The organism is Marinobacter similis (assembly GCF_000830985.1).
GTDB classification, from domain to species: domain Bacteria; phylum Pseudomonadota; class Gammaproteobacteria; order Pseudomonadales; family Oleiphilaceae; genus Marinobacter; species Marinobacter similis.
Window position 1 is genome coordinate 3,288,366 of record NZ_CP007151.1, and the last position, 23,031, is coordinate 3,311,396.

Sequence of the window (23,031 nt, forward strand, 5' to 3'; positions counted from 1 at the left end):
GGTTATTCTTCGTCAGTCTGGCGCTTGATCCACGCCAGTACATGTTCCGAGGGTAGTCTCTGCAGACCCGGTGGCTGCCATTCGGTCAGCTCTCCCTGGCCCAGCACCAGCAATCCCCCGGGCGCCAGCCGCTCTGCAAGTCGCCTGACTATTTCCCGCCGGCGCCAGCGGCGGAAATAGATCAGCAGATTCTGGCAGAAGATAATATTCATTCCGTGCATGGGAGCCTGGTCGAGGTCCAGCACGTTGAGTCTGGTAAAACACACCCGTTCACGGATGCTTTTTACAATCTCTACGGTGTTCCGCTCGGCCGGGCGGAAATACCGGGTTTTCAGTTCTTCGTCCATCCCCATCAACTTGCGGGGATTGAACAAACCATCTCGGGCCTTGTCGATCGCGGGCTTGCTGATGTCGGAGCCGGTAATCCCGAACAGGGGCTGCAACTCCAGCTGGCTCATGCATTCGTTCAGCACCATGGCCAGGGTGTAGGGCTCTTCACCGCTTGAACAGCCAACACTCCAGGCCTCCAGTGGCCGCTTGCGTAATTGCTCCCTCGGTCGGGTCAGCACGTAGTCCGCCACCAGGCGAAAGGCATCCGGGTCCCGGAAGAACCGGGTTTCCTGGACCGTCAGACGGTCCACCAATGTTGACCATTCCTGGATGGCATCGGGTCCGGATACGATCTTCTCGTAGTAGCCTGATAGCTGCCGCAGCCGATTTCCCGCATCCGGATGCCAAGGTTGGTTTCCAGAAATGAGCGCCGCTCTGCCGACAGGGTTATCCCGGTGCGATGTTCCAGCAAGGTCTGCCACTGGCTGAACTGCGCCTCGTCCATGTCAGGGAGTCGGCGCAGTGACCAGATGCCTTCGGCGGGTGACAGGTTGTTATGCATTTGCGCCATAAACCGTCAACAGCCCCGGACCGAAAATCAGCTCACCACCGGAACGTCGCTGTCTTCCTCTTCCTCGTGGTCGGCCACGTCTTCTTCCGGCAGGGTGAAGCCGGCAACGGAAGACCGCAGCTCGGACGCCATTTCTGCCAGGTTACCGATAGACTTCGCGGTCGCGTTGGTACCGGACGAGGTCTGGGACGTGATTTCCTGGATAACGTTCATGGTGTTGGAGATGTGCGCAGCGGACGACGACTGCTGTCGTGCGGCGTTGGAGATGTTCTGGATCAGCTCCGCCAGAGACATGGATACGTTCTCGATTTCCTCGAGCGCGATACCCGCGTCCTGGGCCAGGCGTGCACCACGGACCACCTCGGCGGTGGTGTGTTCCATGGAGATAACCGCCTCGTTGGTGTCAGACTGGATCGTCTTAACCAGGGCTTCAATCTGTTTGGTTGCCGCAGAAGAACGTTCAGCCAGGCGCTGAACTTCGTCGGCAACGACCGCGAAGCCCCGGCCTGCGTCACCGGCCATGGAGGCCTGGATCGCGGCGTTCAGGGACAGGATGTTGGTTTGGTCGGCGATGTCGTTGATCAACGATACGATGTCACCGATCTCCTGGGAGGACTCACCCAGACGCTTGATCCGCTTGGACGTTTCCTGGATCTGCTCACGGATGTTGTCCATGCCACGGATAGTGTTCTGTACCACCTCGGCGCCTTTCTTCGCGATCGCAACCGACCGCTCAGCAACTGCGGAGGACTCGGCAGCGTTCGAAGATACCTGGTCGATGGAGACCGCCATCTCGTTAACCGCGGCTGAGGCGCCGGCGATTTCCTGAGCCTGGTGCTCGGAGGCGTCGGCCAGGTGCATGGCCGTGGCCTGGGTTTCCTGGGATGCAGATGCTACCCGCACCGCAGTACCCCGGATCGCCTGTACCAGTCCGCGCATCTGGTCGATCGCGTAGTTAATGGAGTCGGCGATGGCACCGGTAAAGTCCTCGGTTACCGTGGCCTCGGTAGTCAGGTCACCATCGGCCAGGTCAGCCAGTTCGTCCAGCAGTCGCAGGATCGCGTTCTGGTTCTGCTCGTTCTGCTCCTGAGTCGTAGACAGGCGTTCCTGGGCTTCCCGGTACAGGGCCAGGCCGATCATGACCACGATGGCAGCCATGGCAGCCAGAATAATGAAGGCGAGCGTCGGGCTGACCAGTCGAGAACCAGACTGGTTCCGGAAGCCTTCCGCCAGGACGGACAACTCGGAGAGCAGGATTTCGGAATTCTGGAAGATGTCGCTGGCCGCAGTACGTACCTTGAAGAGGTCGGGAGAGGCTTCAAGGATGGCGTCTACGTTTTGGGAGACGAACTCGAACAGTTCATCGACGGCTTCGAGACCGTAAATGGCGTCTTCATCGTCTACCCGGGAGATGCCCATGGCCGGGTTGCCGTTGAGCTGTCCTTCCAGTACTCGCCCGAACAGGCTGGCGTCACGTCCGAAACGGTCTGCGGCGATAACTGCATCTTCGTCGCCGGACAGTACGTTGTTAACCGAGCGCACGATCCGTTCCGCCAGCAGTGACTGACGCTGTGCCAGCGCGATCTGCTCGGCCGGGGCGTCGTTGTCGAGCAGGATCTGAACGATGTCGTCGTACTCAACCTGCAGCTGTGGAATGGTTTCGTTCAGTGTGCGCGCAACTTCGTGCAGGCCCAGAACCGCGTCCTGGGTCGACAGGATGCTGTCGGCATTTTCACGAACCGTATTCCAGTTGTCTTTTACGCCACTCTGGTTGGCCAGTTCACTGGGTGGGAGGCCGGTTTCCGGGTTGCCCTCAGAGACGTTGTTCCAGAGCGTCTGGAACTCATCCCGTGAACGCCGGAGCTGGTTAAAGGCTTCGGCGGTACCGCCCGCGGCTTCTGTCGCGTTCTTCGCAATGGCCTGGGAAAGCACCCTCAGCTCAGCGGTGTTGGCGATGTACTCCTGGTCGTTCTGGCTGTCACTGTTAATGATAAACAGGACCACAACGAGCAGGACGGTGAGTGCAATCAGTGCGGCAATCAGACCGGCAACCAGCTTGTTGCCTCCCTGTCCCATACTGAGTCTTCCGGCTCTGTTTTTCATTTTCTGGCTCCCGGCCTCTTCTTAAAGATTGGCAAGTTTGTTGTTGCGGGTATCAGGCGGTCAGGGTGATGTTCCTGCCAGTATCAACACCCTACCACTGTGCGACGTCGAGAAAGCGTTCGTCGTCGAGCAGATCAACGGCCGAAAAGACTTTCCAGACTTCTTCGTTACGCTCGTAGCCGCCTGTTACAAACGGACGAACGTTTTCAGGCACACCTTTCGGTGTGTCCTTGAAACTGTCAGATGCGAAGTACTGCATGCCCAACACGCTGTCGACCACCAGCCCGCTGAAGATGTCTCCCTCTTCGACAACCAGCACCCGACGTTCGCGCAGGCTGCGCGAAGAACGGGGGATGTCAAAGAAACTGGCAAGATCAACCAGGGGAAGGAGGCGGCCACGGACGTTGGCGGCACCCAGGAGAAATGGACGAACTCCAGGGATATGAGTGAACCTCGGAACATGGAGGATTTCAGTGACTTCGCCCATGGGAGCCACATAGCGCTCACCGGCAAGAATAAAGCCGATACCGTTCCACAGCTCAACGGCTTCCTGTTGCTCCGGCAAGCCGGCTGCCATGGACCGGCTGCGCTGGGCGATATCCGTCAGAACGGCAAAGGGGGCGGTCTGGGCGGACATGCTTACTCCACGGTTGGGGATCAGGCAATCAGATTGTTGATTGTTTTGATCAGATCGTCTTCGTTAACCGGCTTGACCAGATAACCTTTGGCGCCCTGACGGGTACCCCAGACACGGTCCGTTTCCTGATCCTTGGTGGTCACGATAACCACTGGGATGGAGGCGGTTTCTGGAGCGCGGGTCAGCTGGCGGGTAGCCTGAAAGCCATTCAGGCCGGGCATGACAACGTCCATCAGCACCAGGTCGGGCGTTTCTGCGCGGGCTTTGGCAACACCGTCTGCGCCGTTATCAGCAGTCAGAACGTCGTGCTGGTGCTTTTCCAGGATGGAAGAAATCTTCTTCACCTCAGTGGGGGAGTCGTCAACAATGAGAATGCGAGCCATGGGTTCCTCGATGGTTCTGGGTTTCAGCAGGTTTACTGTGCCGCCTGGGGAATGTATTGGCGGATAGTATTGAGCAGCTCGTCCTTGCTGAACGGTTTGGTCAGGTATTGGTCAGAGCCGACGATGCGGCCCTTCGCCTTGTCGAACAGGCCGTCCTTGCTGGAGAGCATAATAACCGGCGTCTTTTTGAAGGAGGAATTGTTCTTGATGAGTGCGCAGGTCTGGTAGCCATCCAGTCGCGGCATCATGATATCGACAAAGATGATGTCCGGCTGGGAATCGGCAATCTTGGCCAGAGCGTCAAAGCCGTCAGTCGCGGTGATTACCTCACAGCCGACTTTTTTCAGAAGGGTTTCTGCGGTGCGACGAATGGTTTTGCTGTCGTCGATCACCATGATCTTCAAATTCTCGAAGTTGTCATCCATTGTCCAACTGCCTTGCGCTCAGCGACTGTCATTATTTTACAACGGGTTTTAGCACAAACCTTACGGCTGTTCTATAAACCCCGCATATTTATAGAGTATCAATGGCTGGATAAAAAGTATTACTTTGTGACCAAATGTACTTTCGCCTGCAACGTCACGTAATCGGCTGAGGATTTCTGCGGATGCATTCGTGGCTCGGGTACAATACCATTCGACGTCTCAGCATAGCACTTATCGCCCGGTCCACTCTGCTGACCGGTTCGTGTTTTCAACCCTTGGATTTCAAGAGGCACTATGACAGTCCGACTCGGGATCGTGATGGATCCAATAGAGGATATCCATTTCAAGAAAGACAGTTCACTGGCGATGTTGCTGGCGGCGCAAAAACGCGGCTGGGAAATCGAATACATGGAACTGCCGGACATGTACCTGGATGGTGGCAGGGCCATGGCCCACACCCGGGACCTGACGGTGCACAACGATCCGGAAAACTGGTACAGCTTTGGCGGCAGCCAGGACCGTGCCCTGGGGGATCTGGATGTCATCCTGATGCGCAAGGACCCGCCGGTGGATCGTGAGTTCCTGATGGCGACCTACATCCTTGAGTCGGCGGAGCAGCAAGGTGCCCTGGTGGTGAACCCGGCGGCAACCCTGCGGGATTGCAATGAGAAGCTGTTTGCCACCCAGTTCGAGGATCTGACCCCACCGCTTTTGGTGAGCCGGTCAGCGACCCGTTTCAAGGAATTCTACGCCCGCCACGGCGATGTCATCATGAAGCCGGTCGACGGCATGGGTGGTCACTCGATTTTCCGGATCAGGGAAAATGACTTTAACCTGGGCGTTATCATTGAAACACTGACCAATTACGGTGAGCACCAGGCCATGGCCCAGAAGTACATTCCGGAGATCGCCGACGGCGACAAGCGCATTCTGATGATTGAGGGCGAGCCAGTACCTTACGCCCTTGCACGTATTCCGTCGCAAGGCGAGAATCGTGGCAATCTGGCGGCAGGTGGCCGAGGTGAAGGGCGCGAATTGACGGTTCGGGACCGCGAGATCTGCGACCGTGTTGCCCCGATCATCAAGGAAAAAGGCCTGATGTTTGTCGGACTTGATGTCATCGGCGATTACCTCACCGAAATCAATGTAACCAGTCCCACCTGTATCCGTGAGCTCGACACGGCATTCGGCATCGATATTGCCGGCCTGTTGATGGAAGCGGTTGCCAAGCGTCTGGAGGCGCGTAAGCGGGCGTAATGCCTGGCCCGGGGCTAACGATTTAACCAGGATCTGGAATGGCAGTTCAGGTAAGCGACTTCGACCGGTTTTCCTTTACCCTTTTTATGGCGCTCGCGGTGCACGCCATGATTGTGCTGGGGATTACCTTTGCCCCGGAGCCGCCCCGGTCTTCGGCGCAGACCATGGAGATTACCCTGTCCCAGTTCGAGGACGAACAAGCTCCAGAAGAACCGGATTTCCTGGCCCAGACCAATCAGCAGGGCAGTGGCAGTGAGGAGCAGGCCGAGGAAATGACCACGCCGAATCCGACCCAGGTCAGTCAGCCGGAAGAGGCTCAGGTGCAACCGGAGCCGCCCTCGAAGACCGAGCCGCAGCCCGTGCAGGAAAAACAGGTGGTGCAAACCGAGGCCGAGTCCAGCCGCAAGGTTGAGCAGCCCAAGGAACGCACCAAGCCGGTTGAGGAGCCGGTGCCGGTTCGCGAGAAGAAGAGCCTGATGGAGCGGAGCCTGGAAATTGCCAGCCTGGAAGCACGGCTTGATGCCCAGCAACAGGCCTATGCACGCAAGCCGCGAGTGATGCGGGTGACGGCCGCCTCGACCCTGAAATCGACCAACGCCTGGTACGTGCAGAACTGGATCAGCAAGGTTACCCGGGTTGGCAACATCAATTACCCCACCGAAGCACGACGCGCCGGAATCTACGGCACGCTGAGAATGCTGGTTTCCCTCCGCAAAGATGGCACAATCAAGGAAGTGGCGGTGCTTCAGTCCTCCGGCAGTACAGTGCTGGATGACGCCGCCATCCGAATCGTCAGAATGGCGGCGCCGTTTGCGCCATTCCCGGACTCCATGGGCGAGAAGGTGGACGAATTGGAAATCATACGAACCTGGTCTTTCCAGCGGCGGGGGCTGACTTCCGGATGACAGCATCAAAGCATTCTCCCAACAGCTTGAGGCACCACTTTCTGGTGGCGTCACCCTATCTTGCGGACCCACGTTTCCACGGCGCGGTGATCTACCTGTGCGAGCATTCCGACGACGGCGCACTGGGCTTGATGATCAACCAGCCCCTGGATATCCATCTCGGTGAAATCCTGGAACAACTGGATATGCACGGCGGCGAGCTGGATCTTCCGGTATACAGCGGCGGTCCGGTAGAGCCTGAGCGGGGGTTTGTCCTGCACCCACCGGGAACCAGCTGGCAGAATACCGCCGAGGTGACCGAAGATGTGCTGCTGACCACCTCCCGGGATATTCTGGCCGGCATTGGCCAGAACCAGGGGCCGGAGGAATTCCTGGTTGCCCTCGGCTATGCCGGCTGGAGTGAGGGCCAGCTTGAACAGGAGCTGGGCAGCAACTCCTGGCTCACCTGTCCCGCCTCCACCGACATCATCTTCCGTACCCCCTGGGAAGATCGCTACAAGGCGGTGTTGAAACTGATCGGCATCGATTTGAACCAGCTCAGCGAGTCCATTGGCCATGCCTGAACCGGGCAACCGCCGTGTGCTCGCTTTCGATTACGGCACCCGCCGCATCGGGGTGGCTTCGGGCCAGGAACTGTTGGGCACCGGCCAGCCGGTGGCGATGATTCCGGCCCGGGATGGTATTCCCGATTGGTCCAGGGTGGAGGCGCTTCTTCAAGAGTGGCAGCCAGACCTGGTAGTGGTCGGGTTGCCCCTGAACATGGACGACACCGAGAACGAGATGTGTGCTCGGGCCCGTAAGTTCGGCAACCGACTCCACGGCCGCTACCATGTGGCCGTCGAGATGGTGGATGAGCGCCTGACCAGTTTCGAAGCCAAGGGTGAGGTGATGGCCGCCGGGGGTAGTCGCGATTTCGGCCGCCACGGCGTTGATGACCGGGCCGCCGTACTGATTCTGGAAACCTGGTTTGGCCTTCAGCGTGACCGGGTCGACCATTGACCGATCAAGGCCTCTAAAACAGCGAGGAAGTAATGACCGCACTGCTTGATATCGACCAGTTGCTGAATGAGCTGGAAACCGGCCTGCGCCAGGTTTTGGCAGATCGGGGCGTGGACCAGCCGGCATTGATAGGCATCCGGACCGGTGGTGTCTGGCTCGCTGATATACTCAGCAAGCGTCTGGGCCTGGATGAGCCCTTCGGTGAACTGGATATCTCCTTCTACCGTGATGATTTCAGCCGTATTGGCCTGAACCCGAGGGTAAAGCCCTCAAGCCTGCCGTTCGATACCGAAGGTCGTGACGTGATTCTGATCGACGACGTGATCATGAGTGGCCGGACCATCCGTGCTGCCATGAACGAGATCTTCGACTACGGTCGTCCAGCCAGTATCATTCTGGCCACCCTGATTGATCTGGGTGCCCGGGAACTGCCGGTGCAGCCTGACGTGGTTGGCCGGACCCTGGCCCTCGAAACACACCAGCGGGTGAAGCTGCGGGGCCCCGATCCTTTACATATTGAGCTTCAGGAAGCCGGACGTTGATTCGGCTTTTTTTGGCCATACGCTAACGACAAGAAACCCGAACAGCATACAGGCGACTCATGACCGCAAACGATCCTTCCCCGCACCACTTGCAGCTGACCCGGGATGGCCAGTTGCGCCATTTCCTGACCCTCGATGGTCTAAGCCGTGATCTGTTGACCGACATTCTGGATACCGCCGATTCCTTCATCGAAGTGGGGGAGCGCACCATCAAGAAGGTTCCGCTGCTGCGGGGGCGCACGGTGGTGAACCTGTTCTTTGAATCCAGTACCCGCACCCGGAGCACCTTCGAGTTGGCCGCAAAACGACTGTCCGCCGACGTGCTCAATCTGGATATCAGCACTTCCGCCACCTCCAAGGGTGAATCCCTGTCCGATACCCTGCTGAATCTCGAGGCAATGGCCAGCGACATGTTTGTCGTGCGCCATTCCCAGAGTGGTGCGCCACACTTTATCGCCGAGAGCGTCACGCCTGGAGTGGCCATTATCAATGCCGGCGATGGTCGTCATGCCCACCCGACCCAGGCCATGCTGGATATGCTCACCATTCGCCAGCACAAGGGCGGATTTGAGGGCCTGAAAGTCGCCATTGTCGGAGACGTCTTGCACTCACGGGTGGCACGCTCGCAAATCCGGGCCCTCAATGTCCTCGGTGTCGCCGAGGTGCGGGTAATTGCGCCGGGCACGCTGCTGCCCAAGGATGTCGAAAGTCTGGGCTGTACCGTGCACTACGACATGGCTGAGGGTATGAAAGACCTGGATGTGGTGATCATGCTTCGGCTCCAGAACGAGCGAATGGAGGGTGCCCTGTTGCCCAGTGAGCGGGAGTTCTATCGGCTGTACGGGTTGAACCGGGACAAGCTGGCGCTGGCGCATCCGGACTGCATTGTGATGCACCCGGGCCCGATCAACCGGGGGGTGGAAATTGAGTCGGCGGTGGCCGATGGGCCACAGTCGGTCATCCTGAATCAGGTGACCAACGGCATCGCGATCCGCATGGCGGTGATGTCCATGGCCATGGTGGGCAGCTTGCCGAACGCCAGCGCACCCAGACTCAGGGAGGACAGGTATGAGTCGTTCAGTTCGAGACAGCGGCGCAAGCCTCAAGATTGTTGGCGGGCGCCTGCTGGATAGCCAGGGTACCGACGTCGAAAATACCGCTTTGCTCATCAAGGACGGCCGCATCGTGGCCATGGGTGAGACGGCGGCACGGGCCGGTGCCGACGAAACCGTAAATGCCGAAGGCTGTGTCATCAGCCCGGGCTTTGTCGACCTGCACTGCAACCTCAGGGAGCCGGGCAACGGCCAGAAAGGCAATATCGAGTCGGAAACCCGGGCGGCCGCCCACGGTGGCTTCACCACGGTGTGCGCCTCGCCGGAGACATCGCCGGTCAATGACTCGGGTGCGGTGACCAACCTGATCCGGGATCTGGCCAGCAACCGGGCTTCCGTTCACGTTCTGCCGGTGGGTGCTATCACCCGGGGTCTGGAAGGCGAACTGCTCAGTGATATGGCGGGTCTGGCCGCTGCCGGCTGTGTCGCGGTGGGCAATGGCGGCCGAGGCGTGCGCAATGCCCGGGTTCTGCGCCGGTGTATGGCCTACGCCCAGACCTTTGGCCTGACTGTCATGTTCCGGCCGGAAAACCAGGCCCTGGCGGCGGATGGCTATGCCCACGATGGCCTGGTGACGTCCCGTCTGGGGCTGCTGGGCATCCCCGAAGTGGCGGAAACCACGGCGGTGATGGAGATGATCCTGCTGGCGGAAGAAACCGGGGCACGGCTGCATCTGAGCCAACTGTCTTGTGCCCGCAGCGTCGAGATGCTTGCCGAGGCCCGCAGCCGCGGTATTGCGGTGACCGCCGACGTGGCCATTCATCAGCTGCTGTTCACCGAGGACGCGCTGGCCGGCTTCGACAGCCGTTTCCATGTCCGGCCGCCGCTGCGCAGTGAACGTGATCGGAAGGCGCTGCTTGCCGGTGTCCGGGACGGCGTCATCGATGCCATTACCAGCCAGCATCAACCCCATGATACAGCGGCCAAGCAGGCGCCCCTGGCGGCTACCGAACCGGGCCTGTCCACCATTGAGAGTGTTCTCTCCCTGGGCCTGGAGCTGGTGGAACTGAACGAACTGGGTTTGCCGGAGCTGATGCGGGCGCTGACCTCGGGGCCAGCTTCGGTTCTGGGACGAAACGCCCGATTGGCTGAAGGTGAAGTGGCCGACCTCTGCGTGTTCGACCCAGAGCACTACTGGACGCCGGCTGACGATACCCTGGTCTCGGTAGGCCGCCACGCGCCGGTTACCGGTCGCGAAGTGCCGGGTGTGGTGCGCCTGACCCTGGCCGGGGGCAAGGTGGCCTGGCAGCACCCGGCGACCTGAGCGCGGATCCTGCTCAAAATGCGGCAGAGGTAGTGATACCTCTGTCGACACCATCACAGAATCTCCTGTTGTTGCTGAAAAGCCCTTGATGACAGCCACCGGTGCCAACGTATCCTTACCGAGGCCGGCATACTGTCAGCCAAGGAAAGCGGGCCAGTCGGTACACCTGGACGTACCGGCACCCGACAATAAAAACATCAGGAGTCCTCCCGTGACATCAGCAACCTTCCCGCATCGGGTGGCCATGGCTGCCGCCCTGTGTGCCAGTCTTTTTTTTCCGACCCTGAGTCATGGCCAGGGTGAAACGCTGAAACGCAGCTTTTGCGTATTCGATCCGGTCGGTGCCAATGGTCCCCTGTTCGCGATCACCAAGACCTTCCAGCCGGTGGCGCTGAAGCAGGGCATCAAGCTGAATCTTCGGGCCTATACCGATGAAAAGGTGGCCGCCGAGGACTTCAAGGCGGGTCAGTGCGATGCTGTGTTGCTCACTGGCACCCGGCCCGGGAGTTCAACAAGTTCACCGGTAGCTGGAAGCGATGGGAGCTGTTCCCGGCGAGCAGGAGATGCGTCTTCTGTACAACACCCTCAGCCAGGCCAAGGCGCGGCCGTTTCTGATTGACGGCCCCTATGAAGTCGCTGGTGTGTTCCCGGGTGGGGCGATATACCTCCACACCCGTGACCGTGGAATCGATTCCGTGGAGAAGCTCCAGGGCAAACGCATAGCGACCCTGGATTATGATCAGGCTTCCGTGCGCATGGTCCGGCATGTTGGTGCCTCGGTGGTGGGCTCTAACTCGGCCAATTTGCCGGCAAATTCAATAATGGCAGCGTCGACCTCGCCTACGCCCCGGCGGTTGCCTACACACCGCTTGAGCTCTACAAGGGCGTTGAGCAATGGTGCCGTGGTGAAATACGCCATTGGCTACATGAATTTTCAGGTGATTATCCACCGTGACCGGTTTACGGATGAAGCGGTCCAGATGGTGCGTAATGAATCGATCAAACGCATTGATGAGCCTACGACATCATTGCCCAGGCCGAAGCGGAGATTCCCAAGACGGTGTGGATGGACCTGCCGCAGGAAGATACCGCCGAGTACGACAAGATGCTGCGCAAGGTGCGGCTGTCGCTGCTGGATGATGGGGTTTTTGACGAGCGGGCCATCAAGTTGATGAAGGCGATTCGGTGCCGGGTGGACGCAACCCGCGCAGAGTGCGCTTCCTGAGGGCGATTTTCGATGTTGATTGCGATATAACGGGGCCTGCCAGTGCAGGCCCCGTCTTAGTCAGCTGATTTTATCCTTAAGTCCCTTGCCGGCCTTGAAGCAACGGTCTTGCTGGCCGGAATGCGAATGCTGGCTCCGGTTTGCGGGTTCCTGCCATCCCGCGCTTCCCGGGAGCGAATATTGAAGGTACCAAAACCGATCAGGGTGACGTCTTCACCCCTCGCAGCGGCTGCAGAGACCTGATCGGTGAACGCGGTAATCACCTCGCTGGCCTTGTCGCGGGTCAGGCCGGTTTGATCAGCAATAGCAGCAGCTAGTTCGGGTTTGCGCATCGGATACTCCTTTTTTTATTTCTGTTTTGGTCTGGGTGCTGGCTACAGGCCCGATGGCCTGCAGTTGGTCTCATCTATAGTGGGTTGCTGTTCAATGTGCAAATTCCGGCATCGGGATTTACCGGGGTGGTTGGCGTCATTTGCGGCGTCGGTCTCATAAAAACAGGATCTTGTGAGCCATAATGCCGCCTTGGTTACAGTCTGTAACACGGTGGCTTGGGTCGGATCGGCGGCATCACGCCCACGTAAAACGCTGAGAATAAAAACGCCAAAGGTAAAACCGCGATGACAGATTCCCTGACTCACTCATTGGAACGTTCGCTCGTCTGGCCCCGCCTCAAGGGGTGGGGTGCCGCACTGATGGCAGGTGTGCTGCTTAGCGGCTGTGGGGCGGTCAACAACATGCTCTACAAGACCACGGGCGACGTCATGCAAGGCTTCTCCCGGGATCACACGGTGCCTTACCTGCTGGAAAGCAGCGATCTGGCCATGGGTTGTGCCATGAGTGAGGCTACCGCGCCGCTGCTGATGTCCTTCGGTCGGGTCACGTCTGAGCCGGATCAGCTGGCCGTCATGCTGTATCTTTCGGCCGGTGGTTGCGCCGAGGAGAAGGCCCGGGAGTTTGAGCTGGACGGTCTGGCGGCCATGCACGCCATGAATGCTAACGAAGCCGAGGATGCCCTGATTCGTCAGAAACGCGCCTATGCCCTGGCTTCCGAGCGCTATTTCAAGGGCTGGAAGCATCACAATGCTTACTACGGTGCGCCCGGAACTGGCGAATGTCCGGATTTTTCCGATGACAAAGATGAGTTCATATACATGGCGGGCTTGTTGTCGGGTTTGCAGGCACTGAATGCCCAGATCCAGTCCACATCCTCTATCGGAGTGCCCGCCAACGTCGGCTCGATCGTCGCCCGGGCAACGGAATGTCTTGAGAACGAAAAGTGGTGGGGAGCCCCCATGGCGCTGCGGGCGACCGTCTGGGCCATGATTCCGGGCGCTGAGCCAGAAGGTGAAAATGCCTTCGAGCGCCTCGACATTGCCGACGAGCAGGGCGAGGCAGCAGGAGTTCGCCTGCCGCACGTATTCCACGCTATCGCAGCCATCAACAAGGGTGACCAGGATCTGGTTAAGCAGGTTATTCGGGAGCACGCACGCTCGCTGGAGCAGACGCCCGCCAACGCTGACTGGCGATTTGTGGATGCCATGGCCACCAACATGATCGTCGCCATTTCCGATCGGCTCTGGGTGGAGAATACCGGCCATCGCACCCCTCTGGGCCAGCTGGGCAGCTTTTGGGATGACCAGCCGGAAGAGGTAGAAACCATGAACCTGGACGACCTGTTGTAACTTCGCCATGTCCCAGAATGTAGCGCTTTCCAAGGTCGGAGTCCGTCGCAGCGGATTGGAGTGGTTCTCCTCTCTGCCCGCCTGTCTGTTGCTGTTGGCGGTCGTGGTCTTCTCAACCAGCAGTGATATTCACAACCAGATACTGCGCGGGGGCGAGCAGCTCTGGAGTGGCTATTACAAGCTGCGGATGGATCCGGTCGAGCCCACCTGTAATGCCAACCGGGATGTTGATGCGGCCGTTGCGGCGGAATTGGCGGAAGCGCCGGCCAGCGACGATCCCATGGCGGCTCTGCTCGGCGCCGTGGAGAAGAACCCGGCAGAAGTGCGGCTTGCCATCGAGCGGTCGCTGGCGGATTGTCGGGAAGCCTACCAGAGCTACCAAAGCCTTCAGGGGCAGCTGACGCTGGGCGTCAAAGCTTATCGGGCAGTTGAGCTGTTCATTGCCGATCTGATTGCCTTCGGGCTGTCGGCCCAGCGCTATGTTCTGGTTCTCCTTGTCATGCTGTGCGCGGTAACCGCCACGCTGACCCGCCACCACATTGCCATGCGAGCCATGGAAACCCGGCTGGATTACCTTGTGTCCCATACTCTGCAAACCGTCGCCAACGCTATGTTGCTGGGGTCCAGTGTCATATTCCGCCAGTCTACGCTGGGGGCCGAAACCTCGGTCTCATCGGACGAATTGCTGCTGCATAATTTCTGGATTGCGGGCTTTGGCTGCCTGACCCTGGCCAGCCTGTACCGGTTGTTCCGGGTACCGGAAGAGCTGGAAGAGGGCGGCAATCTGAATAAGGCGTTCCTGGCCGTGCCGCTCTACACCGGAATGTGTCTGATCTCTGGCAGTTACTTTGCGCTGATCGGCCATGCCTCGGGAATTGGCATCTATCTCGGCAAGATGATGGAACTGTCCGACATGTTCCTGAATGTTGGCTTGTACGTTTGGGTGGGCATGATGCTGAAGCAGACCCGCCTGGCCACCCTGGTGTTCAATGTTTTCCGGCCCTGGCGCATGTCGCCGGAAATGCTGGCTGTGGTGGCGGTATTGGTTGCTGCCATCCCGACCGCCTACACCGGTGCTTCGGGTATCTTTGTGATTGCTGCCGGTGCGGTCATCTACAGTGAGTTACGGGCCGCGGGCGCCCGACGTCAGCTGGCGTTGGCGGCCACTGCCATGTCTGGCTCGCTCGGTGTGGTGCTGCGTCCCTGCCTCTTGGTGGTTGTGATTGCCTATCTGAACCGGGAGGTCACCACGGACGAGTTGTTTGGCTGGGGCATTTGGGTGTTTGTCCTGACCGCCACGATGTTTTTTCTGGTGGCACTGACGGTGAATCGCCAGAGCAAGTTCGAGTTGGCGCCGTCGTCAGTGGCGTTCCCGGCCATGCTGCGAGCAATGAAGCCGCTGATTCCCTATGTGCTGGTAATCGTTGCCGTAGTGCTGCTGTACCGAACGGCGTTGGATGTCAGCATGGATGAATTCTCTGCGCCACGCCTGTTGCCGGTGATCATGCTGGCGATCCTCGCGTACGAGCACTTCGGCCTGAAATCCCGCCGGGGCAGGGCCTCGGGCGAGGCTGACCACCCGGGTTTGGAAAGCTGCTTGAGGAGAGCCACCAACGACACGACGGCGGAAATCGGTGCCCTGCTTCTGTTGCTGGGATTGTCTGTCAGTATTGGTGGTGTCATCGAGCGTTCCCACATTATGCAAAGTTTTCCACAGGCGTTCGACAGTGCCTGGTCGGCCATGCTTCTGATGGTGGTCATCCTGGTGATACTGGGCATGATTATGGACGCCTTCGGCGCGGTCATTCTGGTCACAGCAACCGTGGCGACCATCGCCTATGCCAGTGGTATCCACCCGATTCACTTCTGGATGGTCACTCTGGTGGCCTTCGAGTTGGGTTACCTGAGCCCGCCGGTGGCGCTGAACCATTTGCTGACCCGGCAAGTGGTGGGTGAAGCGGAAGTGCTGGCGGCCCAGCAGGAATCCGGAACCTTCTACCAGCGTCATGAGCGCATCATCATGCCACTCATCGCCATGGGGATTTCCCTGGTGCTCGTCGCGTTCGTGCCGCTGTTGTTTTATGCGGTTTAGGGAGCAGCCACAAAAAAAGCGCCGTGCTTTCGCAGGGCGCTTTTTTATTTGGGGCTGACTTAGAGCTTCGGGCCGGCCTCAACAATTGCGTCGGAGACGTCGAACTTTTTGAAGTTCTCAACGAACTGGGCGATCAGCTCGGCCGCCTTGCCGTCGTAGTACTCCGGGCTGGTCCAGGTGTTACGTGGATTTAACAGCGAGGAGTCTACCCCTGGGATGTACTTGGGTACGTCCAGGTTCAGGGTCGGCAGGTGCTCCGTTTCCACGTCGTCCAGATCGCCGTTTTGAATGGCGGCAATGATGGCGCGGGTGGTCGGGATGCTGAAGCGTTGGCCTTCACCATAAGGACCGCCGGTCCAGCCAGTGTTGACCAGGAACACCTTGCTGCCGAACTCGTCCATCCGCTTCATCAACAGCTCAGCGTAAACGCGGCCGGACGCGGGAAGAAAGGTGCACCAAAGCAGGTGGAGAAGGTGGACTTCAGCTTGGACGAAGAACCCATCTCGGTAGAGCCAACCAGCGCGGTGTAACCGCTCAGGAAGTGGTAGGCCGCCGCTTCTTTGGTCAGGATCGACACCGGCGGCAATACACCGGTCATGTCGCAGGTCAGGAAGACGATGTGCGAAGGCTCGCCGGCACGGTTCTCAAGTACACGCTTTTCAACATGCTCAAGCGGGTAGGCGCAACGGGAGTTTTCGGTGAGCGAGACGTCGGTGTAGTCCGGCTCGCGGGTTTCCGGATCGATGGTGACGTTTTCAACGATGGCGCCAAAGCGGATCGCGTCCCAGATAATGGGCTCGTTCTTCTGGGACAGGTCGATGCACTTGGCGTAGCAGCCACCTTCCACATTGAATACGGTGCCTGGGCCCCAGCCGTGCTCGTCGTCACCGATCAGGAAGCGGTTCGGATCGGCAGACAGGGTGGTCTTGCCAGTGCCTGACAGGCCGAAGAACAGGCAGGTCTGGCCGTCTTCGCCGACGTTGGCCGAGCAGTGCATCGGCAGTACATCTTTTTCCGGCAGCAGGAAGTTCTGCACAGAGAACATGGCCTTCTTCATCTCGCCGGCGTAGTGCATCCCCGCCAGAAGGACCTTGCGCTTGGCAAAGTTGATCATGACCGTGCCGTTGCTGTTGGTGCCATCGCGCTCGGGATCGCACTCAAAGTTGGCGGCGTTCAGGATCTGCCATTCCTGCTTGTCGGCTGGGTTATAGCTGTCCGGGCGAATGAACAGGTTGCGACCAAACAGATTCTGCCACGCGGTTTCGGTGGTCATCTTGACCGGAAGATAGTGCTCGGGATCAGAGCCGACGTGAACGTGAGACACAAATTGGTCTTTCTCGGCAATGTAGGCCTCAACACGATCCCAGAGGGCGTCGAACTTTTCGGCGTCAAACGGGCGGTTGATCGGCCCCCAGTGGATATCATCAGCGGTGCTCGGCTCTTCGATGATATAACGGTCCATGGGAGACCGGCCTGTGCGCTCACCCGTCTTCACAACCAGTGAACCGTTAGCAGCTAGCTGGCCTTCGTTGCGTGCCAGTGCCTGCTCGACCAGTTGTGCTGTACTCAGATCATTATAAGTGTTGCTCACTTCGACCTCGCCCTTGGGATGTCTTCATGATTGCTCAGGCCGTCCCCCAAAATTTGACGGAAATCTGAACAATCGGGTCAATTCAGGCGCGCTATTATGCCAGAGGCGCCGGTAAAAAACGACTGCCCCGGAGCCGCGCCATGAGCGGCTTCCGGGCAATTACACAGTGGCGTCAGTGTAACGTATGACCGGTGAAAAGATGATCAATATCGTTTCTATCGAAGCGATAGTGTGCGTGACAGAACTGGCAGTCCATGTCGATCTGGCCCTGTTCATCCAGGATGCTGTAACACTCGTCTTTGCCAATCGCTTCCAGGGCGCCCAGGGTCCGCTCTCGGGAACAGCTGCACCGGAAGGCAACGGTCTCGGGTTCGAACAGGCGCACGGTTTCCTCGTGGAACAGCCGGTGCAAGATGGTTTCACTGTCCAGCTCCAGCAGCTCTGATGCCTCCACGGTGCGAGCCAGGTGGTTAACACGCTCCCACAGGTCGTCGTCCTGCTCGGTGGTGCCGGGCATGCGTTGAAGCAGCAGCCCAGCTGCGCTGTGTTCATCGGCGAAAAGGATCAGGCTGGTAGCAATTTGCTCGGAGCGCTCGAAGTATTCCTCCAGGCAGCCGGCCAGGCTGTTTTCTTCCCGAGGTACAACGCCCTGATAGCGGTTGCCTTTGTTCGGGGTGATGGTGATTGCCATCCGGCCTTCACCGAGCATGTCGTGCAGGTTTTCTTCGCTCACGGCGTGCTCATCGAAGCGGGCCAGGCCGCGAATGTAGCGGTCATGGCTGCATTCCGCCATCAGGGTGCGGAGCGGGCCTTCGCCCTGGGCCTGCAGGGACAGCGTGCCCTCGAACTTGAGGGTGCTGCTCATCAGCACGCTGGCCACCAGTGCCTCACCCAGCAGACCGCGAACGGAATCGGGGTAGGGGGCCTGGCTGCCGATTTCCTGGAAGCTTTCCCCCAGTTGGACCCAGGCGCCCCGGACTTGGCTGTCCTCAAAGATAAAGCGCTGGAATTGGTCACGGGATGCCATGGTGTATCTCCTGAAAAAACTGAGTTGGGCTCAGAGCCGAGCCCGGTTTTAGTCGTTCGGCGCGCTGCGCTGGAAAAGAGTCAGATGTTGTTCTGCTCGCGGAAACGCTGGATATCGCGGCGGTCTTTTTTGGACGGCCGTCGCGCCGGTGGTAGTTGGGCGGCCTGCATGGTTTTACGCTGCCACGCGAGGTCTTCCCGTTTTTTAATGCTGTCGTCGGTCTCGTGGTAAAGCTTCTGGGCTTCCGGGGCGCCCCGACGGCGGTCGCTGATGTCGTCAACGATGATGACTTTTTCCTGCCAACCCAATCGCAAGGTCAACTTGGCGCCGGCTTCCACCATCCTGCCGGGCTTGCAGCGCTGGCTGTTATAGTGGACCTTGCCGCCTTCAATGGCTTCTTTGGCCAGGGAGCGGGTTTTGTAGAAACGCGCGGCCCAGAGCCATTTGTCGAGTCTTACGCGGTTGTCGTCAGTGGTGGGTGCCGCCATGTCTCCTCGCCTGGTGAACGTCTGAACTGATTATAACCTGCTCACCGACCGGATGGCAGAGACTGACGTTGGCGCAATGCGGGCAGCACTTCGTCGAAGTGGTGAATGCCGGGAATGTCCGGGTGCTGCTCATGCGCCGCTTGCTGACTGTCGGGTGCCAGGACCGCCAGACACTGGGCAATGCCGGCATCGCGGGCACTTTCAAGTACCGGGAAGCTGTCGTCCACCATCAGGGTTGAGTTGGCCTGGTATGGCGCCAGTTGATGCAGGTCCTGCCAGAATTGCCGGTCTTCCTTGGCGCGTCCGAGCTGGTGACTGGATACGATGGCATCGACCCGCTGGTCCAGTCCGGTTCGTTCCAGTTTCAGTTTCAGGGGATCCGGATGGCAGTTGGTGACAATCACCGTGCGCAGGCCTGACTCGCGCAGGGCGTCGAGAAAATCGGTGACGTGGGGGCGGTAACCAATCTTGTCACCCACTTCCGATTTCAGCTCGGTGATGTCCAGGGCTAGCCGGTTGCTCCAGTAATCGGTGCAGTACCAGTTCAGGGTGCCACGTTCGGCCATGATCATCGGAATGACATGATCTTTGGCGTCCTGATGGGCAAGGTTGTGCCGTTCTGCGTAGCGCAGGGGCAGGTGTTCCAGCCAGAAATGGGAGTCAAAATGCAGATCGAGAAGGGTTCCATCCATATCGAGGAACACCGTCTCCAACGAGGACCAATTCACCATAAACAAAAACAGCCTAAAGATTTTTCTTCAGGCTGCCGCAGAAACCCGGCCTTGGCAAGCCGGGATAGTACGGATTCGTCGCGGTGTTACTCGGCGCTTTGCTGAACCGGCTCTGGCTTGCGGCCAACCCGGGTGCAGCCCAGGCAGCGCACGAATGTCGCTTTGGCAGGACCCACGACCAGAACTTCTCCGGCTTCTCCAGCATTCCCGCCCAGCAATGAGAACGGCAACGACACCAGGTAAACGGCACTGCCGATGACAGTGGTGGCGAAAAGGACCGGACGGGCGAAAATGGCATCACCGGTCATCGCCAGCGCAGAAGGACTTTCGTCTACCGCTTTGGCATGCCCGACAGAAGAAAACGCCAACAGGCAGGCGGCCAGCGTGGCCATCAGTGTGCGGGAAATCTTTCGAGTCATCGTACTGTCTCCTGAACTTGTCGCCCCGGTGGTTTCTGTCGCGCCCGATTGTGCCGACCGCACCCTTGTGGACGCCGAGTGGACGCTGAATATGCCTCCCAGTGTAGACGAAGGGCATGAAATCTCTGTTAACTATGAATCATATTTGCGTATTTTCAAACGATTTTTCGTTGCAAATTGTGCATTTGTGTCGTCGGCTATCGCTGACAGCGGTGGCAATAGACAGTGGAACGATTGTTCATCCGGATTTCCTTTAAAGTGGTCTCGCACTCAGGGCACGGGGCGCCGGTTCGTCCGTACACCAGCAGTGACTGGGCGAAATAGCCCGGTTTGCCATCGCTATTTACAAAGTCCCGCAGGGTGGTTCCGCCCATCAGGATGGCTGCGCTGAGGGTTTCCCGGATCGCTTCGGCGAGCAGGTGGTAGCGGTCCAGGCTGATCCGACCGGCCTGCCGTCTGGGGTGAATACCGGCCTTGAACAGGGCCTCGTTAGCGTAGATGTTGCCCACGCCCACCACCACGTGGTTATCCATGATGAACGACTTGACCGGGGTCTTTTTGGAGCGGGATAGCCGGTACAGCATGCCCCCGTTGAACTCCGCCGACAGGGGTTCGGGGCCCAGGCTGGCAATTAGCGGATGACTGTCGGCGGCGTCTGACCACAGCCAGCAACCAAACCGTCGCGGGTCATTAAAGCGCAGGACGACACCGCTCTGTAACTTCAGCTCGACATGATCGTGGGTCATAGGCGGGGCCTGGTCGGAAATCACGCGCAGGCTGCCGGACATGCCCAGGTGAACAATTACCGTGCCGCCGTCCAGGTTCAAAAACAGATACTTGGCACGCCGATCTACGGTGCGGATGGTCTGACCTTCGAGGCGTTCGGCGAGGTCGTCCGGGACCGGCCAGCGCAGGCTGGCATTACGGACCGTGACCTGGGTGATGCGCTGCCCTTCACAATGGGGGGCGATGCCGCGCCGGGTGGTTTCAACTTCGGGTAATTCGGGCACGCGGTGACACTCCGGGCGGTTAGGGGTTGTCGTTTGGTTGGTAGGCCAAGGCTAATTTGGAAACACACTAAGTGTAATCAGTAACAAAATTGCAGCCAAATACGGTTGTGACAGCGAACACCTGTACGCTAAAGTGGCATCATTGGCTTGTTGCCCCCCTACGAAGGTCTGATACTCTCCGGTTTTCTTTCCTTCCGAAACGGTGCAAGTCGCTGAATTGATTTGAGGATTTTTTATGTGGTTTAACGGTCTTCTTGACCTGTCGGTGATGCAGCTGATTCTGGTTGCGCTGGGTATGACCCACATCACCATTGTGAGTGTGACGCTCTACCTGCACCGTCACTCGGCCCACAATTCGCTGGACCTGCACCCCGTTCTGAAGCACTTCTTCCGCTTCTGGTTGTGGCTCACCACCGCCCAGAACACCAAGGAGTGGACGGCGATCCATCGGAAGCATCACGCCAAGTGTGAAACCGAGGAGGATCCTCACAGCCCGGTAGTGCTGGGCGTCAAGAAGGTGCTGTTCGAGGGTGCTGAGCTTTACGCCACCGCAGCCACGCCGGAAACCCTGGAGCGTTATGGGCAGCGCACCCCGGAAGACTGGATCGAGCGAAATGTCTACAGTCGCTACAAGATGCTGGGTGTTTCGTTGCTGGCAGTGATTAACCTGGCACTGTTCGGCGTGCACGGGATCTGGATCTGGGCGCTGCAGATGATGTGGATTCCCGTCTGGGCTGCAGGCGTCGTGAACGGCCTTGGCCACTGGTTTGGCTACCGCAACTTCGAGTGCACCGACAATGCCCACAACATCTCTCCCTGGGGGATTTTGATTGGCGGTGAAGAGCTGCACAACAACCACCACACCTATCCGAATTCGTCCAAGCTTTCGCGGCGTTGGTACGAAGTGGATATCGGCTGGGGTTATATCCGTCTGTTCCAGCTGTTTGGTATGGCCAAGCCGAAGGGATACCGGCCGATTGCCCATCATGTGCCGGGCAAGCAGGAAGTGGATGTTGAAACCGTACAGGCCATCGCCAACAACCGGTTCGACATCATGCGCCAGTACCGCAAGCGCGTCATGGAGCCGGCTCTGCGCCAGCAACGAGCGCTGATGGATGACGAAATCTGGCCGCGTTATCGCAAGCTCAAGCAGTTGTTGTCACGTGAAATCACGCTGATTCAACCGAAAGAAAAGGAAACCCTGGAATCTGTCCTGGAACGAAACGCGATGTTGCGTCAGATCTACGACAAGAGCCACGAACTGCAGGCGCTGTGGCGTCAGCGTGGCCTCAAACCCCAGGAAAAGCTGAACGCGCTGATGGAATGGTGCAAAGAGGCGGAGGCCAGTGGTATTCGCTATCTGGAAGAGTTCGCCGAGCACCTGCGGGCCTATTCGCTCAAGCCCGCAGCCTGAATTGAGAACCCCGCTTCGGCGGGGTTTTTTGTGTCCGGATCGCTGGTTTTGTGAGGCCGTCAGGCGGTGTGTTCCTGCTCAGGGGCACACGAAATAGACACTCGAAACAGACAATAGGTGACCTGGCCTGCGGTCTTCTGGCGATGGAGTTGCCAGTGGCCGGGTACGGACGGGGTTGCTCTCTCGCTTTCGTGCTCCAGATAGACCCACCCCCCCGGCTTTACCCAACCTTGTTCGTCCACTACGGGCAGGATGGCCTCAAGCCAGCCCTGGCGAAAAGGTGGGTCCATGAAGATGATGTCGAACGGCTCCCGGGTGCGGTGTGCCAGGTAGCTGTCGACGCTTGCGCACTCCACCGTGCCGCGGTCTGATTTCAGCAGCCGCAGGTTATCCCGGAGTGCCCGGGCCAGGCTCGGCGTGTGATCGACCAGTGTGACAGCGCCGGCACCACGGGACAGGGCTTCCAGGCCCAGGGCGCCGGAGCCGGCAAACAGGTCCAGGCAGTCGTTACCGGCGGTGTGAAACGACAGCCAGTTAAACAGGGTTTCACGGGTTCGGGCCGGCGTAGGGCGCACCCCGCCGGCGTCGGGAAAGCGCAGTTTCCGGCTGCGCCAGTCGCCACCGATGATGCGGAGTTCACCCATGCAGCCTCCGGCGCCCTGGGAGCCTCGGCCAGGCGAATTCACTGAGCCCCGGCCGGCGGTTTTTTTGCGTGCCATTTAGTTAACTCCAGCAACCTGTCTGTGTCAGTGCGTAGCGCGTATGTTAGCGGAAACCGGGGCGGGCGGGATAATTCCGGCAACCCTCACTTCGGCAGGACAGTC

At 59.0% G+C, this 23,031-nt stretch carries 20 protein-coding genes and 4 pseudogenes; 11 read left to right on the plus strand and 13 right to left on the minus strand.

The window, feature by feature from the left end; all coding sequences use genetic code 11:
• Positions 1-2: 2 nt before the first annotated feature.
• The 5 genes and pseudogenes from AU14_RS15195 to pilG all read right to left on the minus strand — a co-directional run bounded on the left by AU14_RS15195 (position 3) and on the right by pilG (position 4,449).
• A pseudogene (locus tag AU14_RS15195) lies at positions 3-901 on the minus strand (CheR family methyltransferase).
• Positions 902-928: 27 nt separating this feature from the next.
• A complete protein-coding gene (locus AU14_RS15200; protein WP_041342162.1) occupies positions 929-3,004 on the minus strand; it encodes a methyl-accepting chemotaxis protein in 2,076 nt (691 codons plus the stop codon).
• Positions 3,005-3,095: 91 nt separating this feature from the next.
• Positions 3,096-3,641: a chemotaxis protein CheW gene (locus tag AU14_RS15205; RefSeq protein ID WP_041342164.1), complete on the minus strand. Its 546-nt coding sequence runs from the start codon at positions 3,639-3,641 to the stop codon at positions 3,096-3,098.
• 20 nt (positions 3,642-3,661) lie between these two features.
• Positions 3,662-4,024 carry a twitching motility response regulator PilH gene (gene pilH, locus AU14_RS15210; RefSeq protein WP_041342169.1) on the minus strand — a complete coding sequence of 121 codons (363 nt, stop codon included), beginning with the start codon at positions 4,022-4,024 and terminating at the stop codon, positions 3,662-3,664.
• 32 nt (positions 4,025-4,056) lie between these two features.
• Positions 4,057-4,449, minus strand: a complete 393-nt coding sequence (gene pilG, locus AU14_RS15215; protein WP_041342172.1) for a twitching motility response regulator PilG — start codon at positions 4,447-4,449, stop codon at positions 4,057-4,059.
• A gap of 294 nt (positions 4,450-4,743) precedes the next feature.
• On the opposite strand from pilG, the gene gshB reads away from it, so the two are divergent.
• The 8 genes and pseudogenes from gshB to AU14_RS23495 all read left to right on the plus strand — a co-directional run bounded on the left by gshB (position 4,744) and on the right by AU14_RS23495 (position 11,753).
• The gene (gene gshB, locus AU14_RS15220) at positions 4,744-5,706 is read left to right on the plus strand and encodes a glutathione synthase (protein ID WP_094191234.1); all 963 of its coding nucleotides are present in this window, start codon (positions 4,744-4,746) and stop codon (positions 5,704-5,706) included.
• Positions 5,707-5,744: 38 nt separating this feature from the next.
• The gene (locus AU14_RS15225) at positions 5,745-6,611 is read left to right on the plus strand and encodes an energy transducer TonB (RefSeq protein ID WP_041342178.1); all 867 of its coding nucleotides are present in this window, start codon (positions 5,745-5,747) and stop codon (positions 6,609-6,611) included.
• Complete coding sequence (locus AU14_RS15230) at positions 6,608-7,174, plus strand: YqgE/AlgH family protein (protein ID WP_041342181.1); 567 nt, start codon at positions 6,608-6,610, stop codon at positions 7,172-7,174. The genes AU14_RS15225 and AU14_RS15230 overlap by 4 nt, the downstream gene beginning before the upstream one ends.
• The gene (ruvX, locus tag AU14_RS15235; RefSeq protein WP_041342184.1) at positions 7,167-7,610 is read left to right on the plus strand and encodes a Holliday junction resolvase RuvX; all 444 of its coding nucleotides are present in this window, start codon (positions 7,167-7,169) and stop codon (positions 7,608-7,610) included. The genes AU14_RS15230 and ruvX overlap by 8 nt, the downstream gene beginning before the upstream one ends.
• A gap of 32 nt (positions 7,611-7,642) precedes the next feature.
• Entirely contained in the window at positions 7,643-8,152 is a 510-nt protein-coding gene (gene pyrR, locus AU14_RS15240; RefSeq protein ID WP_041342187.1) for a bifunctional pyr operon transcriptional regulator/uracil phosphoribosyltransferase PyrR, read from the plus strand.
• A gap of 59 nt (positions 8,153-8,211) precedes the next feature.
• A pseudogene (locus tag AU14_RS15245) lies at positions 8,212-9,224 on the plus strand (aspartate carbamoyltransferase catalytic subunit).
• Positions 9,221-10,528, plus strand: coding sequence for a dihydroorotase (locus AU14_RS15250; RefSeq protein WP_041342190.1), 1,308 nt, complete (start codon positions 9,221-9,223; stop codon positions 10,526-10,528). Before AU14_RS15245 ends, AU14_RS15250 begins: the two are co-directional and overlap by 4 nt.
• A 244-nt stretch (positions 10,529-10,772) precedes the next feature.
• Positions 10,773-11,753 (plus strand): annotated as a pseudogene (locus AU14_RS23495) (putative solute-binding protein).
• Positions 11,754-11,809: 56 nt separating this feature from the next.
• On the opposite strand, the gene AU14_RS15260 reads toward AU14_RS23495, so the two are convergent.
• Positions 11,810-12,085, minus strand: coding sequence for an HU family DNA-binding protein (locus AU14_RS15260; protein WP_041342193.1), 276 nt, complete (start codon positions 12,083-12,085; stop codon positions 11,810-11,812).
• 285 nt (positions 12,086-12,370) lie between these two features.
• Here AU14_RS15260 and AU14_RS15265 point away from each other — a divergent pair, with 285 nt between their 5' ends.
• Positions 12,371-13,435, plus strand: a complete 1,065-nt coding sequence (locus AU14_RS15265; protein WP_052472080.1) for a hypothetical protein — start codon at positions 12,371-12,373, stop codon at positions 13,433-13,435.
• Between the two features lie 7 nt (positions 13,436-13,442).
• On the plus strand, positions 13,443-15,527 hold the full coding sequence (locus AU14_RS15270; protein WP_041342196.1) for a TRAP transporter large permease subunit: 2,085 nt from the start codon (positions 13,443-13,445) through the stop codon (positions 15,525-15,527).
• 59 nt (positions 15,528-15,586) lie between these two features.
• On the opposite strand, the pseudogene AU14_RS15275 reads toward AU14_RS15270, so the two are convergent.
• The 6 genes and pseudogenes from AU14_RS15275 to mutM all read right to left on the minus strand — a co-directional run bounded on the left by AU14_RS15275 (position 15,587) and on the right by mutM (position 20,793).
• Positions 15,587-17,118, minus strand: a pseudogene (locus AU14_RS15275) (phosphoenolpyruvate carboxykinase).
• A gap of 172 nt (positions 17,119-17,290) precedes the next feature.
• A complete protein-coding gene (gene hslO, locus AU14_RS15280) occupies positions 17,291-18,145 on the minus strand; it encodes an Hsp33 family molecular chaperone HslO (RefSeq protein WP_041342199.1) in 855 nt (284 codons plus the stop codon).
• Positions 18,146-18,225: 80 nt separating this feature from the next.
• On the minus strand, positions 18,226-18,633 hold the full coding sequence (hslR, locus tag AU14_RS15285) for a ribosome-associated heat shock protein Hsp15 (protein ID WP_041342202.1): 408 nt from the start codon (positions 18,631-18,633) through the stop codon (positions 18,226-18,228).
• 41 nt (positions 18,634-18,674) lie between these two features.
• The gene (gene yrfG, locus AU14_RS15290; RefSeq protein ID WP_041342205.1) at positions 18,675-19,364 is read right to left on the minus strand and encodes a GMP/IMP nucleotidase; all 690 of its coding nucleotides are present in this window, start codon (positions 19,362-19,364) and stop codon (positions 18,675-18,677) included.
• Between the two features lie 86 nt (positions 19,365-19,450).
• Positions 19,451-19,783, minus strand: coding sequence for a hypothetical protein (locus AU14_RS15295; RefSeq protein ID WP_041342208.1), 333 nt, complete (start codon positions 19,781-19,783; stop codon positions 19,451-19,453).
• A 197-nt stretch (positions 19,784-19,980) separates the two neighbouring features.
• Entirely contained in the window at positions 19,981-20,793 is an 813-nt protein-coding gene (mutM, locus tag AU14_RS15300; protein WP_041342212.1) for a bifunctional DNA-formamidopyrimidine glycosylase/DNA-(apurinic or apyrimidinic site) lyase, read from the minus strand.
• 235 nt (positions 20,794-21,028) lie between these two features.
• On the opposite strand from mutM, the gene AU14_RS15305 reads away from it, so the two are divergent.
• The gene (locus tag AU14_RS15305) at positions 21,029-22,207 is read left to right on the plus strand and encodes a DesA family fatty acid desaturase (RefSeq protein WP_041342215.1); all 1,179 of its coding nucleotides are present in this window, start codon (positions 21,029-21,031) and stop codon (positions 22,205-22,207) included.
• 59 nt (positions 22,208-22,266) lie between these two features.
• Here the strand turns inward: AU14_RS15305 and rsmD are convergent, their stop codons facing one another.
• Entirely contained in the window at positions 22,267-22,926 is a 660-nt protein-coding gene (gene rsmD / locus AU14_RS15310; protein WP_041342218.1) for a 16S rRNA (guanine(966)-N(2))-methyltransferase RsmD, read from the minus strand.
• Positions 22,927-23,031: the final 105 nt, after the last annotated feature.